This window comes from Empedobacter stercoris (assembly GCF_025244765.1).
GTDB lineage: Bacteria > Bacteroidota > Bacteroidia > Flavobacteriales > Weeksellaceae > Empedobacter > Empedobacter stercoris.
On record NZ_CP104209.1, the window covers coordinates 2,122,513 to 2,145,662 of the forward strand.

At 33.2% G+C, this 23,150-nt stretch carries 20 protein-coding genes; 13 read left to right on the forward strand and 7 right to left on the reverse strand.

Annotated features, from left to right (window positions below):
- Positions 1-6: 6 nt before the first annotated feature.
- On the forward strand, positions 7-2,343 hold the full coding sequence (locus tag NZD85_RS10050) for a penicillin-binding protein 1A (RefSeq protein ID WP_260541674.1): 2,337 nt from the start codon (positions 7-9) through the stop codon (positions 2,341-2,343).
- A 50-nt stretch (positions 2,344-2,393) separates the two neighbouring features.
- Here NZD85_RS10050 and NZD85_RS10055 read toward each other — a convergent pair whose 3' ends face one another.
- Entirely contained in the window at positions 2,394-2,615 is a 222-nt protein-coding gene (locus NZD85_RS10055) for a hypothetical protein (protein WP_171623576.1), read from the reverse strand.
- An 87-nt stretch (positions 2,616-2,702) separates the two neighbouring features.
- Between NZD85_RS10055 and metG the strand changes: the two genes are divergently transcribed.
- A complete protein-coding gene (gene metG / locus NZD85_RS10060) occupies positions 2,703-4,739 on the forward strand; it encodes a methionine--tRNA ligase (RefSeq protein WP_171623575.1) in 2,037 nt (678 codons plus the stop codon).
- A gap of 75 nt (positions 4,740-4,814) precedes the next feature.
- Here metG and NZD85_RS10065 read toward each other — a convergent pair whose 3' ends face one another.
- From NZD85_RS10065 to NZD85_RS10075, 3 genes are read right to left on the reverse strand one after another with little or no spacing between them, the layout of a single operon-like run.
- Positions 4,815-5,114 (reverse strand): hypothetical protein, encoded by a 300-nt coding sequence (locus NZD85_RS10065; protein WP_171623574.1) that lies wholly within the window; start codon positions 5,112-5,114, stop codon positions 4,815-4,817.
- A 2-nt stretch (positions 5,115-5,116) separates the two neighbouring features.
- Positions 5,117-5,557 carry a hypothetical protein gene (locus NZD85_RS10070; RefSeq protein WP_171623573.1) on the reverse strand — a complete coding sequence of 147 codons (441 nt, stop codon included), beginning with the start codon at positions 5,555-5,557 and terminating at the stop codon, positions 5,117-5,119.
- 1 nt (position 5,558) lies between these two features.
- A complete protein-coding gene (locus NZD85_RS10075) occupies positions 5,559-6,560 on the reverse strand; it encodes an NAD(P)H-dependent glycerol-3-phosphate dehydrogenase (RefSeq protein WP_171623572.1) in 1,002 nt (333 codons plus the stop codon).
- Positions 6,561-6,722: 162 nt separating this feature from the next.
- On the opposite strand from NZD85_RS10075, the gene NZD85_RS10080 reads away from it, so the two are divergent.
- The 8 genes from NZD85_RS10080 (at position 6,723) to NZD85_RS10115 (ending at position 15,385) form a co-directional block, all read left to right on the forward strand.
- Positions 6,723-8,075 carry a lipopolysaccharide biosynthesis protein gene (locus NZD85_RS10080; RefSeq protein ID WP_260541677.1) on the forward strand — a complete coding sequence of 451 codons (1,353 nt, stop codon included), beginning with the start codon at positions 6,723-6,725 and terminating at the stop codon, positions 8,073-8,075.
- Between the two features lie 2 nt (positions 8,076-8,077).
- Positions 8,078-8,512 (forward strand): dUTP diphosphatase, encoded by a 435-nt coding sequence (gene dut / locus NZD85_RS10085; protein WP_171623570.1) that lies wholly within the window; start codon positions 8,078-8,080, stop codon positions 8,510-8,512.
- 146 nt (positions 8,513-8,658) lie between these two features.
- A complete protein-coding gene (locus NZD85_RS10090; RefSeq protein WP_171623569.1) occupies positions 8,659-9,681 on the forward strand; it encodes a sugar phosphate nucleotidyltransferase in 1,023 nt (340 codons plus the stop codon).
- A gap of 6 nt (positions 9,682-9,687) precedes the next feature.
- Positions 9,688-10,479 (forward strand): DUF4292 domain-containing protein, encoded by a 792-nt coding sequence (locus NZD85_RS10095; protein ID WP_260541680.1) that lies wholly within the window; start codon positions 9,688-9,690, stop codon positions 10,477-10,479.
- A complete protein-coding gene (locus tag NZD85_RS10100) occupies positions 10,479-12,146 on the forward strand; it encodes a murein hydrolase activator EnvC family protein (protein WP_260541682.1) in 1,668 nt (555 codons plus the stop codon). Before NZD85_RS10095 ends, NZD85_RS10100 begins: the two co-directional genes overlap by 1 nt.
- Before the next feature lie 37 nt (positions 12,147-12,183).
- Positions 12,184-12,363, forward strand: a complete 180-nt coding sequence (gene tatA / locus NZD85_RS10105; protein ID WP_171623567.1) for a twin-arginine translocase TatA/TatE family subunit — start codon at positions 12,184-12,186, stop codon at positions 12,361-12,363.
- Between the two features lie 83 nt (positions 12,364-12,446).
- The gene (locus NZD85_RS10110) at positions 12,447-13,058 is read left to right on the forward strand and encodes a DUF4254 domain-containing protein (protein ID WP_171623566.1); all 612 of its coding nucleotides are present in this window, start codon (positions 12,447-12,449) and stop codon (positions 13,056-13,058) included.
- A 125-nt stretch (positions 13,059-13,183) separates the two neighbouring features.
- Positions 13,184-15,385, forward strand: coding sequence for a M1 family metallopeptidase (locus NZD85_RS10115; protein ID WP_260541684.1), 2,202 nt, complete (start codon positions 13,184-13,186; stop codon positions 15,383-15,385).
- A gap of 70 nt (positions 15,386-15,455) precedes the next feature.
- Here NZD85_RS10115 and NZD85_RS10120 read toward each other — a convergent pair whose 3' ends face one another.
- A complete protein-coding gene (locus NZD85_RS10120; protein ID WP_260541686.1) occupies positions 15,456-17,594 on the reverse strand; it encodes a S9 family peptidase in 2,139 nt (712 codons plus the stop codon).
- Positions 17,595-17,602: 8 nt separating this feature from the next.
- Positions 17,603-17,950, reverse strand: a complete 348-nt coding sequence (locus tag NZD85_RS10125; protein WP_260541688.1) for an arsenate reductase family protein — start codon at positions 17,948-17,950, stop codon at positions 17,603-17,605.
- A 109-nt stretch (positions 17,951-18,059) separates the two neighbouring features.
- Between NZD85_RS10125 and rluF the strand changes: the two genes are divergently transcribed.
- The 3 genes from rluF (at position 18,060) to NZD85_RS10140 (ending at position 22,108) form a co-directional block, all read left to right on the forward strand.
- On the forward strand, positions 18,060-18,974 hold the full coding sequence (gene rluF, locus NZD85_RS10130; RefSeq protein WP_188319396.1) for a 23S rRNA pseudouridine(2604) synthase RluF: 915 nt from the start codon (positions 18,060-18,062) through the stop codon (positions 18,972-18,974).
- A 113-nt stretch (positions 18,975-19,087) separates the two neighbouring features.
- On the forward strand, positions 19,088-21,532 hold the full coding sequence (locus NZD85_RS10135; RefSeq protein ID WP_260541691.1) for an alpha/beta hydrolase family protein: 2,445 nt from the start codon (positions 19,088-19,090) through the stop codon (positions 21,530-21,532).
- Between the two features lie 189 nt (positions 21,533-21,721).
- Entirely contained in the window at positions 21,722-22,108 is a 387-nt protein-coding gene (locus NZD85_RS10140) for a hypothetical protein (protein ID WP_171623931.1), read from the forward strand.
- 117 nt (positions 22,109-22,225) lie between these two features.
- On the opposite strand, the gene NZD85_RS10145 is transcribed toward NZD85_RS10140, so the two are convergent.
- The gene (locus tag NZD85_RS10145) at positions 22,226-23,068 is read right to left on the reverse strand and encodes a siderophore-interacting protein (RefSeq protein WP_188319394.1); all 843 of its coding nucleotides are present in this window, start codon (positions 23,066-23,068) and stop codon (positions 22,226-22,228) included.
- Positions 23,069-23,150: the final 82 nt, after the last annotated feature.

The window sequence follows — 23,150 nt, forward strand, 5'->3', positions numbered from 1 at the left end:
AACAGAATGGAAAACAATAAAAATTCTAAAACAAGCAAAACTTCTAAAGCAAAAAAGAAGTTCAATAGCTTTTCATTTGCTAAAAAAATAATTGTAACCATTTGGGTACTATTTTTTGGCGCAATAATAGGAGTTTTCGGCATATTTTGGGCAACCTCTAACGGATGGTTAGGTGAAATTCCAAATGTTCGTGATTTAGAAAATCCTGATATTTATGTTTCGTCAGAAATTATTTCATCTGATGGCGTTTTATTAGATCGTTTCGAAGCAGAACGAAGAACTCCGATTGATTACAAAGACTTACCACCACATTTGGTAGATGCTTTATTAGCAAAAGAGGATATTCGTTTCTTTGATCACTCTGGCGTAGACGTTAAAGCCGCTGCGCGTGCAATCACATCGGGTGGTGATTCGGGTGGTGGATCTACGATTACACAACAGTTGGCAAAGCAATTGTACACAAAAGATCCTTCTTCTAACAAAGTAAAACGTGTTATACAAAAGTTAAAAGAATGGGTGACTTCTGTACAATTAGAGAAGTTATATACGAAAGAAGAAATTATTGCCATGTACTTTAATAAATTCGATTTTATTTATGGTGCAAAAGGAATTGAATCTGCTTCTAAGGTATATTTTAATAAAACAACAAAAGAATTAAACTTAGACGAAGCCGCAACTTTAGTTTCGATGTTTCAAAATCCAGTTGCTTATAATCCTGTAAAATATCCAGAAGTTTCGAAAGAAAAGAGAAATCTTGTATTGGATCAAATGATGAAATACAATAAAATTTCTCAAGCTGAAGGTGAAGCTGCAAAATCAGCTCCTTTAGTTACAGATAAGCAAGATATTATGAAACAAGACGAATCGCATTCAGCTTATTTCAAATCAGCTTTAAGAAAAGAGATTAAAGAATGGATGGTTGAATATGAGAAAGAAACAGGGAAATCATATAACCTTGAAAAAGATGGTCTTAAAATTTATGTCACATTAGATTCGAGAATGCAAGCTTTAGCTGAAGATGCAGTAAAAAAACATTTGAAAGTTTTGCAAGATCAATTTTTTGGAGAACAAAGAGGACGAAGTTTAGCACCATTTTATAATATTTCTGCAGATAAACGATTAAGAATTTTCAAGCAATCTATGCAACGTACAGATTTGTACAAGAAAATGAAAGCAGAAGGGAAGTCGGAAGCAGAAATAGAAACCGTTTTCACAACGCCCCGAGATTCTGTTAAGTTCTTTACATGGAACGGAATTCAATATAAAAAAGGAAAAACTTTAATGGATTCTATCGAATATCATAAACATATTTTACAAGCAGGTTTGATGTCGATGGATCCAAAAGACGGAACAATCAAAGCTTGGGTTGGTGGTATAGATTGGGATTATTTCAAATTTGACCATGTAAAACAAGCTCGTCGTCAAGTAGGTTCTACGTTCAAACCATTTGTTTATGCAACAGCGATTAATCAATTGGGATTAACGCCTTGTCATACCGTTTCGAACGAAAGAATCCCAGGGAATTGGTCTCCTCGTAATGCAAACGGTCGCTATGGAGGTTCTCAAGATTTGAGAACGGCATTGGCTTATTCTACCAATATTGTTGCAGCTCGTTTGATTATGCAAACAGGTACAGAACCTGTGATTCAAATGACACGAGATTTAGGAGTTGAATCGCCAATCGTTAATGATCCTACTATTGCATTAGGTTCTGCCGACTTGTCTTTATACGAAATGGTTGGTGCGATGAGTGCTTTTGCTAATGGAGGAATTTACATTAAACCACAATTAATCTTAAGAATAGAAGATAAACAAGGAAAAGTGATCAAAGATTATACGCCTCAAACCAGAGAAGTAGTCAATGAAAATGTAGCTTACACGATGATTGATTTGATGAAAGGTGTTGTAGACAGAGGTTCAGGTGCTCGTTTGAGAAACCGTTATGGATTAACTGCTGAGATTGCTGGTAAAACAGGAACAACAAACGAAAACTCGGATGGTTGGTTTATGGGATTAACGCCTAATTTAGTAACTGGAGTTTGGGTCGGAGCAGAAGATCGATTTGCACATTTCGCAAGTACAGCAACAGGGCAAGGAGCGAATACGGCTTTACCTATTTGGGCTTACTATATGCAAGATGTGTACAAACAAGGAGGAAAATTTGGTGTAACTGCTGGAGATAAATTTGATAAGCCTAAGGATATCGAAAAGCATTGGGATTGTTCAAATACCTATGGGTTCCATCAGTATGATCAAAGCTATGATCCAGGACCTATAATCGAAGGAAGTGGAAGCGAAAGCGTAGGAGAGAACTACGAAATTCCTGAAGAAGAAATAGAATAACAATTCATATTACAAAAATAGCCACTCAAATTGAGTGGCTATTTTGATTTTTATTCATCTTTATTTTCGTTTTCATTATCAAACTGATTGTTGTAAGCATCACGTTCTTGCGCTAATTTTTTTTCGCGTTGTTTCTTCATAAAATCTCTAATCGTCATATAAGTTAATAACACAACAAGAGCGGCAACTAAAAAATAATTGGCATAGGTAAATATAGTGGTAATCGTATCTGCGACTACATCTTCTGGCGTTGTGTCAACTTGCTCTTCCATAAAATTGTTTTACCTTATAAATTTAGAAAAAGGTTTTAACAAAACAAACAACAAATCGTATCTTTGTAGCTTATAGATTATAAGCAGATGAGTCATCCAAAAAGATATACAATTACAGCAGCGTTACCATACGCTAATGGTCCATTGCACATAGGTCATATGGCAGGTGTGTATGTTCCTTCTGATATTTATGCACGCTTTTTAAGACGTAAAGGAAAAGATGTAGCATTTATTGGAGGATCTGATGAACACGGTATTCCAATTACAATTCGTGCCAAAAAAGAAGGTGTTACGCCACAAGATATTGTTGATCGATACCACGAAAACATCAAAAGTACATTAGAAAATTTTGGTGTAACATTCGATATTTATTCTCGTACAACTTCAGCTAAACACAGAGAAGTTTCGCAAGATTTTTTCAAAACATTGTACAATAACAATAAGTTTACGGAAGAAATTACAGAGCAATTTTACGACGAAGAAGCACACGAATTTTTAGCAGATCGATACATTCGAGGAGAATGTCCAAAATGTCAAAATCCTGATGCCTATGGTGATCAATGCGAGAAATGTGGTTCAACATTAAGTCCAGAAGAGTTAATTAATCCACGTTCTGCATTATCGGGAAATACACCCATCAAAAAAGAAACAAAAAACTGGTATCTACCGTTAGATCAATACCAAGATTTCTTATCAAAATGGATTTTAGAAGGGCACAAAAACGATTGGAAATCGAGTGTTTATGGTCAAGTTAAATCATGGTTAGATGATGGTTTAAAACCTCGTGCTATGACGCGTGATTTGAATTGGGGAGTTCCAGTTCCTGTAGAAGGTGCAGAAGGAAAAGTAATGTATGTTTGGTTTGATGCGCCAATTGGTTATATTTCTTTTACGCAAGAATGGGCAGAGCAAAACGGTAAGAATTGGAAAGATTATTGGCAAAATGAAGAAACGAAATTAGTTCATTTCATCGGAAAAGATAATATTGTTTTCCACTGTATTATTTTCCCAACTATGATGAAAGCGCATGGTGATTACATTATGCCAGACAATGTCCCTGCAAACGAATTTTTAAATTTAGAAGATGACAAAATTTCAACATCTCGTAATTGGGCTGTTTGGGCGCACGAATATTTAGAAGATTTCCCTGGTCAACAAGATACATTGCGTTATGTGTTGACGGCGAATATGCCAGAAAACAAGGATAATAACTTTACATGGAAAGATTTTCAAACAAAAAATAATTCTGAATTAGTTGGAATTTTAGGAAACTTTATCAACCGTGTAATGGTTTTATCACACAAATATTACGAGGGAATTGTTCCTTCAAAAACAATCGAATTTGAAGAATTAACAGAAATCAAATATTTTGCAAAACGTATCGGAGATCATTTAGAAAAATATGAATTTCGCGCAGCGCTAACAGAATATATGAATTTAGCTCGTCTTGGAAATCAATTTTTACAAGCACAAGAACCTTGGAAAAAAGGAGATGATGCAGAAGCTGTAAAAGGTATTATGTATGCTGCAACGCAAATTTCTGCTGCATTAGCTCAGTTAGGTGAACCTTTTATTCCATTTGCATCGGAAAAAATGTTAGCGATGATGAACTTAGAGAAAATGTCATGGAACGAATTAGAATCGACGGATGAATATGTTCAAGCAGGTCATCAATTAGGGAAATCGGAATTAATTTTTGCGAAAATTGAAGACGAAGCCATCGAAGCACAAATCAATAAATTAAACGAAAGTAAAGTTAAAAATAACATGACAAACCCAAACGCAGAACCTCAAAAAGAATTGATTTCTTTTGATGATTTTCAAAAAATGGATATCCGTATAGGAACTATTTTAGAAGCGAAAAAAGTGGAGAAAGCGGATAAATTGTTCGAACTAAAAGTAGATACTGGAATGGATGTTCGTACAATTGTTTCTGGTATTGCAGAACATTTTACGTTAGAAGAAATCGTTGGGAAACAAGCAATGGTTTTAGCAAATTTAGCACCTCGTAAAATTCGTGGAATCGAATCGAACGGAATGTTATTATTTGCGGATAAAGCAGACGGAAAATTAACGTTTGTGAATCCAGAAGAAGAAACGCCAAATGGTGTGCAAGTTGGATAAACTTAGATTTTAGCTATAAGTATTGAGATATTAGAAAGCCACTTCATCGAAGTGGCTTTTATTTTGACAATTATCTTATCCTTCTTTCTTCCATTCTTTAATTGAAGAATTGTAAACGTTTGATTCTCCAATACTCAATCCATACCAAATAATATAGACCGAATCGTTTTCTTTTTGATAAAAAACAGGGCTATCCATTTCTTCTGACAATCCAAGTTCTCTAACATTCTCTGGAATTCTATTATTTACTTTTCGAAAATTTTCAACCTTTTCTAATAATTCCTTAGCAAATTTTTCTTTCTTACTTTTGAAACTACAACTATAAAATCCTATTAAAAAAGATAATAAAACAAAAAAAGTTATTCTAACCTTCATCCCTAAACATTCTCAGGAAAAGTAAACGAATCGCGTGCATTCATTTTTTCTTCCACAATTTTGCGTTCTTGTGCAATCAATTTATCTTCTTCTGTTGGAAATTGAAAAATTCCAGAATGTGTACTTTCAATCCGTTTTAAAACCTGATAAGCAGCCAAAGCTTTTTCCGAATTATTTTGATTGATATACACTCGGATTGCTTTCATAAAAGACAAGATATTTTTCTTTTTCAATTCATCTGCTAACAAAAACTGATCGCGTTCTTCGTTGATTTCTAACAATGTTGATAAATTGTTGTCATCAATTTTGTAGTACGATTGTAACATTTGATTGAAAATAATCAAGAAACCATCGTCAGAATTGCCTATCTCCATAGAAATAATTCGCGCCAATGTTTTGTTTAATTCTTGAATATATTTTGAAATAAAATCTTGTTTAATCATCTTAATCTAATTTTTTAGACAGCTTTTCGATTGTTTTCGAAGCATTTTTACCTTCATATAAAATCTTATGAACCGCGTTGATAATTGGTGCTTTTATCTGATATTGTTCATTCATTATCGCCACACCTTTTGTTGCGTAATAACCTTCAGCAACCATATTCATTTCCAAAATAGCAGATTTTACGGTATAGCCTTTTCCAATCATATTTCCGAACATTCGGTTTCGTGAGAAGAATGAATAACCTGTAACCAACAAATCGCCTAAATAAGCAGAATCGTTAATTTTACGTTTTACAGGACTTACTGTTTTTAGAATATGATTCATTTCTCGGATTGCATTACTCATCAAAACTGCTTGAAAATTATCGCCATAGCCCAAACCATGTGCAATACCAGCCGCAATAGCGTAAATGTTTTTTAATACAGCACCAAATTCAGTTCCGTATATATCGTTTGAGAGTTTTGTTTTGATAAAATCACACGCTAAACAATCGGCAACAATTTGTGCTTTTTCTTTTTCTTGTGCTGCAATTGTTAGATAAGAAAGTCGCTCTAATGCTACTTCTTCTGCGTGGCAAGGACCACTTACAATTCCTAATTGTTCTTCTTTTAAGTCGAAGTTTTCAAACAAATATTGTCCGACCAATTGATAATGATCAGGAATAATTCCTTTTATTGATGTTACCACAAATTTATCTGTTAACGGAACAGTTAATTTACTCAAACAATCGGCTACGTAAATAGATGGTACAACAATGAAAATAATATCAGAATTGGCTACAACTTCGTTGATATCTGTTGATATTTTTAGTTTTTCTGATTTAAACTCAACATCAGTCAAATAATTTGGATTGTGTCTATTACGCTCCAAATGGCCTTTTACGTATTCATCTTTTACCCACCAGTTGAAAGTTTCAAGGTTTTTATTCAGCATTTTTGCAATCGCAGTTGCCCAGCTTCCATTCCCTATTAATCCAACTTTACGATTAGATAACTCTATCATAATATATGTATTGAACAGACAAAGTTAATTAATTTGTAGCTTCGGTATTTTGAATTTTACAAAAAGAACATCAATTTTGTATAAATTTTAACGGCCTTGTACAAAAAACTTTTTAGTGAGACCATTATTTATGGTATTGGCTCAATTTTGCCGAGATTAATCATGTTTGCATTGACACCATTTATTATTGGTAAAACTGCAGAAGGAGATTTCTCTATTTTCGGTCAGCTGTATGCTGCTGTCTCATTTCTTAATGTGATTTTGACATTTGGTTTCGAAACAGCATTTTTCAGATATGCTACAGAAGAAAGTTTGTATCAAAAAGTATTGAATACATCTTTTTGGTTTATGACTTTAACTTCATCTGTTATGATGGTGTTGTTGTATGTTTTTTTACAACCTTTGGCAGATTTTGCCAATTACACCGATCATCCCGAATACCTTTTATGGTTTGGTTGGATTGCTTTCTTTGACACCCTTTGTGTTATTCCGTTCGCTGTTCTTCGTTTCAAGAATCGACCAATTTTATACTCCAGCATAAAAGTTTTTCAGAACGTATTTCAAGCGATTTTAACCATCGTTTTATTGTACTACGTATCTTTTGATGTTATGAATGGATTAGGGTTTGATAATACAATTTCATATCCATTTATCTCAAATTTAATTGCAAGTATTCTTGGTTTTATATTGTTGTTTGGTGTGATTCGTCAAGTACAATTTAAGTTTGATAAACCTTTATTCAAAACGATGTTTATATACGCTTATCCCCTTATGATTGCTGGTTTGGGTTATGTTTTGAACGAAAATTTTGATAAATTAGTTCAACGACAATTTATTGATGAAGATGCTGCAGGTTCCTACGCGGCATGTTATAAATTAGCGACTTTGATGACGCTTTTTGTTACAGCCTACCGAATGGGAATCGAACCATTCTTTTTTAAAGTTGCTAAAAAAGGAGATGCAAAACAGATGTATGCCAATATCCTTTTCTTTTTTAGTATTATTTGTAACATTGTAATTCTCGGAATATTAGCAAACATCGATTGGATCAAGCAACTGTTCATTATCAAATCATCTTATTGGATTGCGTTGGATATTGTTCCAATTATTTTAATTGCTAATTTATTTTTTGGAATTTATTACAACCTTTCAACATGGTATAAAGTCACAGATAGAACAAATATCGGAACTATAATTTCATTAATTGGAGGTGCAATCACCATTATATTAAACATCCTCTTATTACCAAAATATGGATTTATGGTTTCTGCATGGACGACTTTAATTGCTTATGGTGTAATGATGGTGATTTCGTACATTTGGGGACAGAAAGTTTATCCGATTCCTTACAAAGTCAATAAAATATTACTTTATATGGGAATTGCAATCGCATTAGGTTGGACAAATTATTTTGTGCTTGATTCTAATTTGATTATTGGTAATCTAATTCTAATCGTGTACATTGCATTTATTGCTTTAGCAGAAAGAAATACACTCAAAAAATTAAGAAAATAAAGATGAAAGTAAAAGTTATTAACATCTCAAAACACGCTTTACCAGAATATAAAACAGCTTTATCTGCTGGAATGGATTTAACAGCTAATATTGATGCTCCAATCGAGTTAAAACCTTTAGAAAGAAGACTTATTCCAACAGGTTTGAGTATCGAATTGCCTGCAGGTTATGAAGCGCAAGTTCGACCTCGTAGTGGAATGGCGTTAAAACATGGCTTAACTTGTCTTAATTCTCCTGGTACAATTGATGCAGATTATCGTGGTGAAATTGGGGTTATTTTAGCAAATGTTTCGAATGAAGCTGTAACAATCAACGATGGAGAGCGTATTGCACAATTAGTGATTGCAAAACACGAAACTATTGAATGGGAAGAAACTCAAAACTTAAATGAAACTGAACGCGGAGCTGGTGGTTTCGGTAGTACAGGAAAACAATAAAAATATCATTCTGACTCGTTTCAGAATCGCATTAAAATTAAAAAGAGAAAGTTTGTCATTCTGAGCTTGTCGAAGAATCTAAGATAGAATTAATTTAACTATCAATTATAAACTATCAATCTAACAAAAATATTTTTACAAATAAAATGAAAATTATTATCCCAATGGCAGGACGTGGTTCACGTTTGCGCCCTCATACATTAACAACACCAAAACCTTTAATTCCAATTGCAGGTAAACCAATTGTTCATCGTTTAGTAGAAGATATCGCAAAAGTATGTTCAGAAAAAATTGATGAAATTGCATTTGTAATTGGTGATTTTGGCGATGAAGTTGAAGCTGATTTAATTTCGATTGCAGAAAAATTAGGAGCAAAAGGAACAATTTGTCACCAATTAGAACCACTTGGAACAGCGCACTCTATTTGGATGGCGAAAGAAGCTTTAGACGGACCAACAGTAGTTGCATATGCAGATACATTATTCCGTGCAGATTTCAAATTGGATATGGAATCGGATGGCGTAGTTTGGGTAAAACAAGTCGAAAATCCTTCTGCTTTCGGAGTTGTGAAATTAGATGAGCAAAATGTAATCACGGATTTTGTTGAAAAACCAAAAGAATTTGTTTCTGATTTAGCAATTATCGGGATTTATTTTTTCCGTGATGGACAAAAATTATACAAAGAGATTGAATATTTATTAGAGAATGATATTCAGAAAGGAGGTGAATATCAATTGACAGATGCATTAGAAAATATGCGTGCTGCAGGAGATAAATTTACGCTTGGTAAAGTTGACGAATGGATGGATTGTGGTAACAAAGCAGTTACTGTTGATACAAACACACGCGTGTTGAACTTGGATAAAGAAGATTTTAAAGGCGTTTCAGCAACTGCAACAATCGAAAATTCTTTAATCATTGAACCATGTTTTATTGGGGAAAATGTCGTGATTAAAAACTCAAAAATTGGACCTTTTGTATCATTGGGAAATGGAACGGTTATTGAAAACTCGAATATTGACAATAGTTTGATTCAAGAAAATTCAACGATTAGTAATGCTAATTTAACAGATACAATGATCGGAAATAATGCCAAATATTTTGGTGTTTCGCGTAGTATCAGCTTAGGAGATTACTCTGAATTGGATTTCAAGTCACACGAAGCTTAATAAAATATGATCAAGAAATTAACGTATATCTTTTGCTTAGGAATACTTGCAACAGCTTGTAGCACACAGAAATTAGCAAAAGTTGAGAAAGATAATAAGACAGAAGTTGTATCCGCTTCGGCAAAAATTATTCAACAAACATTGTCTAAAAAATCGTCGTTCAAAGACTTGACGATTAAGGCAAAAGTTATAGCAGATTTGGGAGATGCTAACGCTACGATTGCTGTAAAAAATGGACAAAAGATATGGGTTAATGCAACAAAATTTGGTTTTACAGGTGCTCGTTCATTAATTACACCAGACGGTTTCGCTGCTTATGAAAAAATCGGAGGAACGTATTACGAAGGCGATTTTACGATAGCGAATAAATTATTGAAAGTTGATTTTATCGATTATCAAAAATTACAAAATTTGATGTTAGGAAAAGTTTTCGTTGACCTAAATCCGACAGATTACACAGCAAGTTTTGCAAATAATCAATACACAATTACCTATAATAAAAATCAAGCAATTGTAGCTTCTCCAACAGAAGGAGAATATATTCAAACTTATATTTTTGACAATGGTTTTAGATTAATCGAAGCTCATTTGAAAGATCCAAAACGCAAGATGGAAGTAGATTTGACTTATAACAATTGGGTAAAAGCTGGCGCAGAGGAATTTCCGAAAAATGTTAAAATTATTATAAAAGATAAAAAAACGCGCCAAGTAGAGTTGGAATATAATAGTTTTACGTTTCAGGAAACGAACACACCGTTCTCTATTCCAGATGGGTATAAGAAAAAAGATATAAAATAATGAAGTTTGTTTTATCAACGATACTTTTAACGTTGTCATTATCAGTGTTTGCGCAAGTTCCGTACAATAAAGCGAACTTACAAAAACAGAATGCTCAACTAAAAAAAGAGATTATAAATTTAAACAAACAACTCGAGGTTAATAAGAAAAATTCGAAGTTAAATGTTGAATATGTACAGAATTTGACGAAAAAAATTCAAGTTCAATCTAAGTTAGTCAACAATTTATCAAAAGAAAAACGCTTTATCGAGGACGAAATTTATTTAACTCAATTAGAGATTAATAAGCTTTCGCGCGAGTTGGTTGAGCTTAAAAAAGAATACAAACAGGTTTTAGTTCGTGCATACAAGAATAAATCTGTCGAAAATAAATTACTTTTTGTGCTTTCTTCTAAAAGTTTAGGAGAGGCATATCGTCGTATCAAGTATTTAGAGAAATATTCCGCTTTCCAATTGGGACAAGCCAATGAGATTATTGGTAAACAAACGGATATTCAAGCAAAAAAAGCGCAGAAAGAAAAAGCAAAAGACGAGAAAGAAAAAGTACTTTCACAACAAACTTTGTTTAGTCAAAACTTAGAAAAAGAACGATTATCTAAGGAAAAAGCTGTTGAAGAATTCCGTAAAAACGAAGGAGTAATCGCTGCAGAAATTAATGCTAAAGAAGCGCAACAACGTCAAATAGATGCTCAGATTAAAGCCATTATTGAAGAAGAAATTCGTCAAGCGAAAATTAGAGCAGAAAAAGATTTGAAAGATTGGAACGAAGCCAAGCGAGGAAATTCGATTGCATCATACAACGAATATTTGCGAGATAATCCAAAAGGTGATTATGCAAAATCTGCACGTACTGCAATTTTAAGAATTGAAAACGATGCAAAAGCATGGAATATTGCACGTTCTGCACATACAAAACAAGCGTATCAATCTTATCTTAAACATCATCCAACAGGAAGTTTTGTTTCTACGGCTAAAACAGAAGTCGCAAAATTTGAGCAATTAGAACGTGAGGCAGAAGAAGAACGTCAACGCATTATTGCACAGCGTAAGGCAGAAGAAGAAGCTCGATTAAAAGTTCAGAAAGAAGAAGATGCCCGTAAGATTGCAGCAGCAAAAGCTGAAGCAGAGCGTAAAGCAAAGATAGAAGCAGAACAAAAAGTAGTAACTAAAGTTCCAGAAAAAGAACGTGTCGTAAAAGTAGATGCTGTAAAACCAGCAGAAACACATGCTGAACGTCCAGATTCGGAAGGAATTTCAGGAGAATTTTCATCAAACAAAGGGCGTTTACCTTGGCCTGTTGATAAAGGAACTGTCGTAAGTCGTTTTGGTTCAAATTCGCATCCTATTTTATCTAATATTACAACCCAGAATAGTGGAGTTGATATTTCAACTTATCGTGGAGCACAAGCACGTGCTGTTTACGAAGGAGTTGTACAAGCTGTCATGGCTGTTTCTGGAAATGGTAAATCTGTCTTAGTAAGACATGGATCTTATTATTCAGTTTATACTAACTTATCAAGTGTAAGTGTTTCTAAAGGAGATGATGTAAAACGTGGTCAATCTTTAGGAATCATCTACACAAGTGGAGACGGAGAAACTATAATGAATTTCCAAGTTTGGAGTGGAACAACAAAACAAAATCCTGCACTTTGGGTAGCGGGAATGTAATAAATAAATTATATATTTGCATTAAAATCAATTCAATATGGGAATGTTAGGAGGTAAAGAGTGGATAGTAATTCTATTGTTTGTATTACTATTATTCGGGGGTAAAAAAATTCCTGAATTAATGCGCGGTTTAGGTTCTGGATTAAATGAATTTAAAAAAGCAACTCGCGAAGATAACAAGCCAGAAGACACAACTTCTGAAAAGAAAGAAAATTAAATTATCTTTTTAATTAAATAAAAAGGCATTGTAGTTGAACAATTTTGATTACAATGCTTTTATTTTATAAACACATACAAAACATGAAATTTACAGATAAAGCTTGGTCAATTTTTAATCAAAGTATTAATGATTATCACCAATACGATGATGTAAATCGTCAAATCGAGAATCCATATAGCGAGGAAGATTTAATCGCTCACTTATTGTACAAAAAGAATTGGATTGATACCGTTCAGTGGCATTTAGAAGACATTATTCGTAACCCTGAAATTGATCCAGTTGAAGCATTAAGCTTAAAACGTTGGATTGATAAATCAAACCAAGAGCGTACGGACATGGTAGAATATGTGGATAGCTGGTTTTTACAACAATACGCAGATGTAGATGTAAAAGCAGATGCTACATACAACACAGAGTCTCCTGCTTGGGCAGTCGATCGTTTCTCGATTTTATCGCTAAAAGTGTATCACATGAAGCAAGAAGCAGAACGTGAAGATGCTACAGCTGAACACAGAGCTGCTTGTCAAGCTAAATTGGATGTTTTGAACCAACAACATCATGATTTATCAACTGCGATAGAAGAATTATTGGCTGATTTTGCTGCTGGAAAAAAATACATGAAAGTGTACAAACAAATGAAAATGTATAATGACGAGGACTTGAATCCTGTTCTTTATGCAAATAAAAAATAGATTTCACTTTTAGCTGAAATACAAAAACTCATTTTTTTTTTAAGATGAGTTTTTTTTTACCCAAAACTTATTCGGTGAATCTAAAAAATAAAAAGTATTTTTATAGTTACTGTAAAATTAAACACATGAGAAAAAATTATTTTAAACCTTTTATTTTAGGTTTGAGTTTCTTTTCAGTTTCAGTTTTTGGTCAACAAGAGAAACCAAAATACGATTACCAAGAAGCTTTCAAACCTTTTTTTTATCAAAATAACGCAACAGAAACTCGTTCGGCAAGTGGAAAACCAGGTCATAATTATTGGCAAAATCGCGCGGATTATAACTTGAATGTAAGTTTGAACGAAGAAAAAAATGAAATATCCGGAACTTCGGAGATTACGTATACTAATAATAGTTTTGATGATTTAGATTTTTTGTGGTTACAATTGGATCAAAATTTATTCAAAACAGACTCTCGTGGAAGTGCATTAGTACCTATTTCGGGAAGCCGATACGGTGATGCTACTTCTCAGTTTGAAGGTGGTTATAAAATCAAATCTGTACAAATAGACGGAAAGGAAGCAAACTATACCATTTCTGATACACGCATGCAAATCGACTTGGTGAATCACTTGAAAGCAAGAGGTGGTAAAACCAAAATAAAAGTAGAGTATTCGTTTGTTTCACCAGATTATGGCGCAGATCGAATGGGTGTTGAATCAACTAAAAATGGTAAAATTTTTACAATGGCTCAATGGTTTCCTCGCATGGCTGTTTACGATGATATCATGGGATGGAACACATTACCCTATTTAGGGCCTGGAGAATTCTATTTGGAATATGGAGATGTAACTGCAAATATTACAGTGCCTTCTACGCATTATGTTGTAGGATCTGGTGAATTATTGAATCAAAATGAAGTGTATTCGAAAGAAGAAGTCAATAGATGGACGAAAGCCAAATCAAGTGATAAAACAGTTATTATTCGTTCGGCTGAAGAAGTGAATAAAGCTTCAAAAACAGCGAAAGGAACAAAAACATGGAAGTTTAAAATTCAGAATACACGCGATTTTGCATGGGCTTCATCAGCTTCTTTTATTGTAGATGCAGCCAAAATAGACCTTCCAAGTGGTCAAAAATCATTGGCTATTTCGGCTTATCCTGTAGAAAGTGATGGCGAAGCAGCTTGGGGAAGATCAACAGAATATACAAAAGCATCCATTGAGCATTATTCGAAACAATGGTCAGAATATCCTTATCCAGCGGCTACAAATGTGGCAGGAAATGAGGGCGGAATGGAATATCCGGGAATTGTATTTTGCCACATGAACTCGAAAGGAGAAAGCCTTTGGGGTGTTACAGATCACGAATTTGGACACATTTGGTTTCCAATGATTGTAGGTTCTAATGAACGCGTTCATGGTTGGATGGACGAAGGTTTCAATACGTTTATTAATGATATTTCAACAAAAAATTTTAACAACGGAGAGTACTATAAAAAACAATCGTTGCAACGAATGGGAGGGTTTTTATTTGGCGAAAACTTAGAACCTGTTACCACACAACCAGATAATATGCGCGAACGTAATATTGGAACGTTGTTGTATTACAAACCTGGAATTGGAATGAGAATTTTGCGTGAAACGATTTTAGGAGAAGAAAGATTTGATAAAGCTTTGCGTCAATACATTAAATATTGGGCGTTTAAACATCCAACGCCAGAGGATTTTTTCCGTACGATGGAAAATGTTTCGGGAGAAGAATTATCGTGGTTTTGGAGAGGTTGGTTCTTGAATAAATGGACAATTGATCAAGGAATTAACAGTGCAAAATATGTAGATGGGGATTATAAAAAAGGCTTGATTTTAAAAGTCGAAAACTTTGGTCAATTACCAATGCCAACAACTATTCAAGTCAATTTTAAAGATGGAACTTCGCAAGAAGTAAAACTACCAATCGAAGTTTGGAAGCGTAATACAGAATGGACATTCAAAGTGCCTTCTACAAAAGAAGTGACAACTGTACAACTTGATCCAAAAGGTGCCTTACCTGATACAGATCTTAAGAATAACACATTCAATATGGCTGATGCAAAACCTATTGAAAAGATTAATACAAAAGATTACGAAGGAACATATACGAATAAGGAAATAGACGCATCTTTTTTATTGATTTCGGAAAATAGTAAGTTGAGTTTAACATTTGTTGGTCAAAATATTCCGTTAGAATATTTAGGAGATAATAAATTTAATAACGAACAAGCAGGAGTTGAATTGATTTTTGCGAAAGATAAAAAATCATTCACCTTAGAAGAAGGTGGTCAAAAATTTGAGTTTACAAAAAAGTAAAATTGTTTAAGTGACAAAAAATAATAAAACTAAAAAACCACTTCGCAAGAAGTGGTTTTTAGTTTTGAAATTATTTTGTTGTTGTACTTTCAGGTTTTAAATACAAATCGAAGTAATCTGTAATTTTTTGCATTAAATGTACACGATCTTTTCCACGAACATTATGCTCATGTCCAGGATAAATAAAGTAATCCATTTGAACACCATTCTTAACAGCTTCACGAACAAAATCAACCGAATGTTGCCAAACGACAACTGGATCTTGTGCTCCGTGAATCATTAATAATTTACCTTTCAAATCTTTTGTACGATTAATTAAATTTGATGTTTTGTAACCTTCTGGGTTATCTTGTGGCGATTCCATGTAACGTTCTGTGTACATAATTTCGTATTGTGTCCAATCTAAAACAGGTCCACCAGCAACGCCAACTTTGAAAACGTCAGGTTTACGTAACATAAAGGATGTTGTCATAAATCCACCATAAGACCACCCATGAATTCCCATACGATCTGCATCTACGAAAGGCAATGTTTTTAAGAAATCTACACCTTTCATTTGGTCATTCATTTCAGTTGTTCCTACATTTCCGTGAATCGCTTGCTCAAATTTTAACCCTCTATTTGCCGATCCACGTCCGTCCATTGTAAACACAACGTAGCCTTTTTCTGCTAAATGATCGTACCAAAGATTTCCTGTTGCAGGAAAACGATTGGTGATTAATTGTGCGTGAGGACCATTGTATAAATAAACGATAACTGGATATTTCTTCGATTGATCAAAGTTGGTTGGATAAATTAATTTTCCATACAAATCTGTTCCATCATCTGCTTTTAACGTTATATTTTCAACTTTTGCCGTATTGTAATTTGCTAAAGGATTTTGAGCAGTTAAAATATTTTGTTTTAACTTTCCATTTGCTGCAATTACATCAATTTTACGAGGCGTGTTATCATTGCTCCAGTTATCCACAATATATTCACCGTTCGATGAAACTGAAACATTATGTGTTCCTGCATCTGTAGTGATTTTACGTAATTTGCCATTCTCCCAATTTACCGCATATAACTGACGTTCTTTTGGAGAATCTTTTGTCGTCATGACTAACAACTCTTTTTTCTTTGCATTTTCACCAACAAGATCTGTTACAATCCAATCGCCCTTTGTAATTTGGTTCAATAATTTTCCATCTGTATTGAAACGGTATAAATGCATAAAACCATCACGTTGCGACCACCAAATAAATTCGTTTGATTTTCCTGGAATAAAATGCAATTCATTTTGAGGTTCTACATATTTTGCATCATCTTCCTTGAATAATATTTTAATCAATTTCCCTGAAATAGCATCATATTGATTCAATTCCATGTGTTTTTGATTACGAGAAAGTAAAGCAATATAAATATGTTTTTCGTCTGGTGACCAAGTAACAGAAGTTAAATAATGGTCAACTTCTGGTTGAGTTTCTAAGAAAATCGTTTTTTGTGTTGATGGATTATAAACTCCTAATGTAACGATGTGATTTTTTGTTCCAGCAAACGGATATTTGATGTTTTTGTTTACTGCAGGTTGTACCGACCAATCGATTATTGGATAATCAGTTACCACCGTTTGATCCATTTTGTAAAATGCAACTAAATTTCCTTTTGGAGAAATGAAAATTCCTTTGTGAATTCCGAATTCATTTTGGTGAACCGATTTCCCATTCACAATTTCATATTTCCCATCATTCGTTACTTGATGTGTTTTTCCAGCTTTATCTACAAAAAATAAATTATTATCAATCACATACCCAACTTGATTATTTATTGCGTCAAATTCTACATTTTCTGCATTATCTGGTAATTTCAACCAATCAGCTTGCTGACCAGCAGTTGTAATTGTTTTGTAACCTGTTTTTGTAGAAAAATAAGCTTGTTTATCATTGATCCAATTTAAAGAAGGAATTCTTTTATTCTCAAACTGAGAACTTCTAAAAATCGTATCTGTTTTAAGAGAAGGAACTTCTTTTTTGATTAAAGCTTCTCCGTATGATGTTTTTACATTTTGCGTAAATGCATTCTGATTTGGAATCCATTGTACTTGATTTAGATTCTCGATACGTAAATTCGTCGATAATCCAAGTACAGCATCTTCCATTGATATGTTTTTTTTCTGTGCAAGTAAACTCGCGCTTAGAAAAAGTGTACTTAATAAAATTGTTTTTTTCATGTGTGAATCTATTTTAGATATTGCCCAAGGGCTTCTAAGTTTTTCTTTTCGTTTCCAACAAAAATTTTATCTCCGTCAACCACGACAGGTCTTTTTAGGAAAGTATAATCTGTCAAAATATAATTTTTGATTTCATCTTCAGTTAAGACTTTATCCTTCAGTCCTAATTTTTTATAATTCTGTGCACGACGAGAAAAAAGAGCTTCATAACTTCCTGCTAAATCTTTCATTTCAGCTAATTCTTCTTCAGTTATTGCAGTTGATTTTATTTCATGCAAATCAAAACCTGTAAAATCTAATTCTTTCATGATTCGTTTACATGTATCACATGTTTTCAAAAAAAATACTTTTTTCATAGTCAAAATTCCTTTGGAATTGTAAATATAAATAAGTTTCGGCTTATGTCAATCATAAAGTGTTTATGCAAAAGTGTTTTCAAATTGATAAAAAACTATCTTTGCAAATATGGAGGAGTCTAATTATTTTCGATTAAATAAATACATTAGTGACAGCGGTTTTTGTTCGCGCCGCGAAGCAGACGATTACATAGAAAATCGTTTGGTACAAATTAATGGACGAATTGCTAAAATTGGGCAATTTGTAAGACTTGGCGATCATGTTACTGTAAAAGGAATAGAGATTGAGCCGAAAGAAAAAGAACATGCAGTTTATATTTTGTTGAACAAACCTGTGGGCGTTACGTGTACGACAGATCCAACAGATCCAGATAATATTGTCGACTTTTTATCTTTTGGTGAACGTATTTTTCCAATTGGTCGTTTAGATAAAGATTCGCAAGGATTAATCCTATTAACAAGTGATGGAGACATTGTGAATAAGATTTTACGTGCTGGAAATAATCACGAAAAAGAATATATTGTTACCGTTGATAGAGCGATTACAGATGAGTTTTGCGAAAGAATGTCAAAAGGAGTTCCAATTCTTAATCAGGTTACAAAAAAGTGTAAGATAGAGAAGATAAGTACAAATGTTTTTAAAATTACATTAGTGCAAGGACTTAATCGTCAGATTCGTCGTATGTGCGAGTATTTTGGGTATTCGGTGAAAAAGTTAGAACGTGTTCGAATTATGAACTTAACGTTGAATGTTCCGCTTGGTCAATACCGAGATTTAACATCAGAAGAATTAGCAGAATTAAATCGATTAACAGCCGACTCTGAAAAACATGCTGAAAAAACTCAACAGCAAAAGTCAAAGAAATCATCTGCGAAGAAAACCAAAGAAATTTCACCAGATTTTAAAGATTCGAAAGGAAAATCAATCAAAAAACCAGCAAAAAAACCAACAACGCAAGCAAGAGTTGGAAAAAGTAAACCGCCAACGAATACCAAAGGAGGAAAATTTGGAAAAAGAAGATAAATACTAAAGACGATTCATCATAAGGTGAGTTGTCTTTTTTTATAGATAATTAATTTCTTTACTTAAGATTTACAAAGTTTCAATATCTTTATGATGTAAAATCTTAAAAACACATGAAGAAAATTGTTTATTCATTATTGTTTTTAGCGATGACAATAGGAACATCGGTAAAAGCACAAGAAAATGTTACGTTTCAATTACCGCCTCAAGAAATCTTGCAATTAGCGGAGGCAGATATGCCACCATCAATTTCTACGGATCGTAAAGCAGAGAATGCTTTTTTATCGTACAGAAGTCGTTACAAAACGATTAATGAATTGTCAGAAACAGAGTTACGTTTAGCAGGGTTGCGAATTAATCCTGTAACGAATATTAATTCGCGTGAAACATTTAGTGAGAAAATCACTTTTTTTGATTTAAAAACTTCAAAAGAAAAATCGATAGCTGGTTTACCTGCAAAAGGACGTTTTTCGAATCAATCTTGGAACAAATCTCAATCTAAATTTGCGGTTACAAATACTACAGATAAAGGAGTAGAATTGTGGGTGATTGATGTTAAAAATCAATCGGCAACAAAAGTTTACGAAGATAAATTGAATGCAAACTTAGGTCGTCCTTTTAGTTGGGTTTCTGATAGTGAGCTGATTGTTAATGTAATTCCAGCTTCTAAAAAAGCGTTAATTGATACAAAAGATGCAATCGCAACAGGACCAACAGTTTCTGTAGCTGACGGAAAAGAAGCTCAAAATAGAACTTACCAAGATTTGTTGAAAAATAAAACAGATGAGTTTAATTTCGAGCAATTAGCTATTTCCGAATTAGTGAAAGTAAACATCGAAACGGGAGCAAAATCAAAATGGAAAGATGCAGCGATGTATACAAATATTTCTACATCTCCAGACGGACAGTATGTTTTGGTAAATGAAATCAAAAAACCGTTTTCTTATTTAGTAACCTACAATAGTTTTCCATCTACAGATGTTGTCTATGATATCAATGGAAAGTTAGTAAAAGAAGTTGATTACAAAGAATTACAAGAAGTAGTTCCAAAAGGATTTTCTTCTACCATTATGGGGAAAAGAGGTTTATATTGGCGAGCAGACAAACCAAATACATTGTACTGGGTAGAAGCTTTAGATGGAGGTGATGCTAACAAACCTGCAGAATACCGTGATGCTCTTTATCAAGTTGCTGCGCCTTTTACTGCTAACAAAGAATTATTAGTAAAAATAAAAGATCGTTACAGAGGCGTAACTTGGGGGAATGATGAGGTCGCTTTGATTCGTGATGCATGGTACAATACTCGAAACGAAAGTTATTATACTTTTAATCCTTCTAATCCAAAGCAAGAACCAACACGTTTCTTTAGTCGAAATACACAAGATGCATACAACAATCCAGGAAGTTTTGTAACAGAAATAAATGAGTATGGTTACAATGTTCTTTCGATTAACAAAGGAAAATTGATGTTAGTTGGTGATGGAGTTTCTGCTGATGGAATCTTACCTTTTGTGGATGATTTTGACATCAAAACACAAAAAACTTCTCGTTTATGGAGAGCACAAAAATCAGATAAGTTAGAAGTAATCGCACGTGTAATTGATCCAAAGAAAGGAATTATATTAGAGCAAATTCAGTCTAAAACTGATTATCCTAATTTATATGTACGTAATATTTTCCAAAAAGGAGGAAAGCCAAAACAAGTAACATTTACAAAAAATCCTTTTGAGGCGATGAACCAAGTTTCGAAAGAATTAATTACATACAAACGTGCTGATGGAGTAGAATTATCAGGAACTTTATATTTACCTCCAAACTACGATAAAACTAAAAAAGAAAAGTTACCAATGTTAATGTGGGCTTATCCTCGCGAGTTTAAAGATGCAGCAACAGCTGGACAAGTCACAACTTCTGAGAATAAATTTACTTCGCCATCATACGGAGGTCCTATTTTCTGGGCGTTGAGAGGTTATGCCGTTTTAGATGATGCCGCATTCCCAATTATTGGAGAAGGAAAAGAAGAGCCAAACGATACGTTTGTTCCGCAATTGGTTGCAAATGCAAAAGCAGCAATTGATGCAGTTGATGCTTTAGGTTTTATTGATCGAGAAAAAGTTGCTGTTGGTGGACATTCTTATGGTGCATTTATGACAGCAAATTTATTATCACACTCTAATTTATTTGCAGCAGGTATTGCGCGTTCAGGAGCTTATAATCGTACATTAACACCTTTCGGATTCCAATCAGAACAACGTAATTATTGGGAGGCACCAGAGGTTTACAATACAATGTCTCCATTTATGAATGCTGAAAAAATGAAAACACCATTGTTGTTAATTCATGGTGATTCTGATAACAATACAGGAACTTTCCCTATGCAATCTGAGCGATATTTTAATGCTTTAAAAGGTTTAGGTGCAACAACTCGTTTGGTGTTATTACCAAAAGAATCGCATGGTTATGCTGCCAAAGAAAATGTTTTACATATGTTGTGGGAACAAGATCAATGGTTAGAGAAATATGTCAAGAATAAAGGAAAAACTTCTGAAAAGAAATAATTTTCAATATAGGAAAAGCGATTCAGTTTTGAATCGCTTTTTTTATTATATTTAGTTAATAATTAATCAGGAATAATGAATAAAAAAGTGTTTGTCGTTATAAACGTTCTATTTATTATAATCTACTTTATCTCACTATTTATTGATTTGAGAGCATATGAAAAATATTATTTACTTAATTCAACTACAATGGAGTATGAATTAATGAGATGCATAATAAGTATATTATTTGCCGTTTTGCTTTCTTTCTTATGGGAAAAATGTCCTTTAGTTTTTCGACTATTATGCTTTTTGCTTCTATTTCCTTTAATTTATATTTTTAACGTATTTTTTGTGAAAGATGCTTTTGCTGATTTAGATTTTGTATTATCAAAAAATCGTAAAATTGAAAAAATAGACTCAAACATGGAAAATGGATGGAGATTAAATAAAATAATCACAGAAAAAAAAGATACATTTTATCTTTCCGAAAATCCGAATTGGAACACGTTAATTCCACTTGAAGAATTAAAAAAGATAAAAATTAAAGAAAGTATCACTAACCCTCACAAATATTATTATTACTTTAATGATTAAACGTTTACAAAATGAAAAATAAATATTTATTCTTCTTTCTAACGCTTTTTTCTCCATGTCTATTTGCACAGAATTTATGGAAGGTAGAATATGTAAAGATGAAAGTTACGAAATAACTTAGAAAACCCTAACCAATAATTCTTGTTCAATTTTATCGTGACAATCTTCTAATGCATTTTTCTCCGCTTTCCCAGCTTTCCAATGTGATGTACAATAAAATTCGTCTTTTTTCCATTCTAAATCATCTTTAAAAAAGGATTTAATTTCTTTTATAGATTTTGATTCTCCCGCCACATAAGCATAACGTTTCCCATCTTTACGTTTCGGAAAGATTTGTTTTTTTGTTAAACTATATAAAGCGGTTCCATTACCTACATGTTGATTCACTATCCATTTAAACTCCAAATTTGCTTTGGTTTCAATAGGATGAATGTCTTCTTCAGATGGAACTTCAATACAAACAACTCCGTTTGTTTTTGCAGGCAATGATTCTATAATAGCAGAAATTACGGGTAAACCTGTTAAATCAGCCGCTAAGAAAATGAAATCTGTTTTTGGCGCTAATTCTTTCTTTTTCGATTTCATCGAAACTCCAATCATATCGCCTTCTCTTGCTTCATTTGCCCAACGAGATCCAGGACCATTTAACCCATGATTTGCAATATCTATCACAATCACATTGTTTTCAGCATCTATATTTCGCAATGTGTAAGTGCGAGAAACTGGTTTGAATTTTTCTGATGGTGAAATCCATTTCTTGTTCTCCTCATCATATTCAGCATAGTGAATATCTCGGATTCCAAGCGGTGGAAAAAGCAATTTACACGTTCCTCCTAAAGTTGTATCTTCAAAAAAAGACACATCATTATTTTCTAAATGAACGCGAATAAGATGTGGTGTCACAAATTCTTTCTTTTTTAAGATGAATTTCTCTTTCGCAATTTTCACTTTATCTCCCATCAGATTATTTAGATTTATTCTAATTCTATGCGAAGGTAAAATAAATTTAGATTGAATAAAAATAATAAAATGTTAAAGTAAA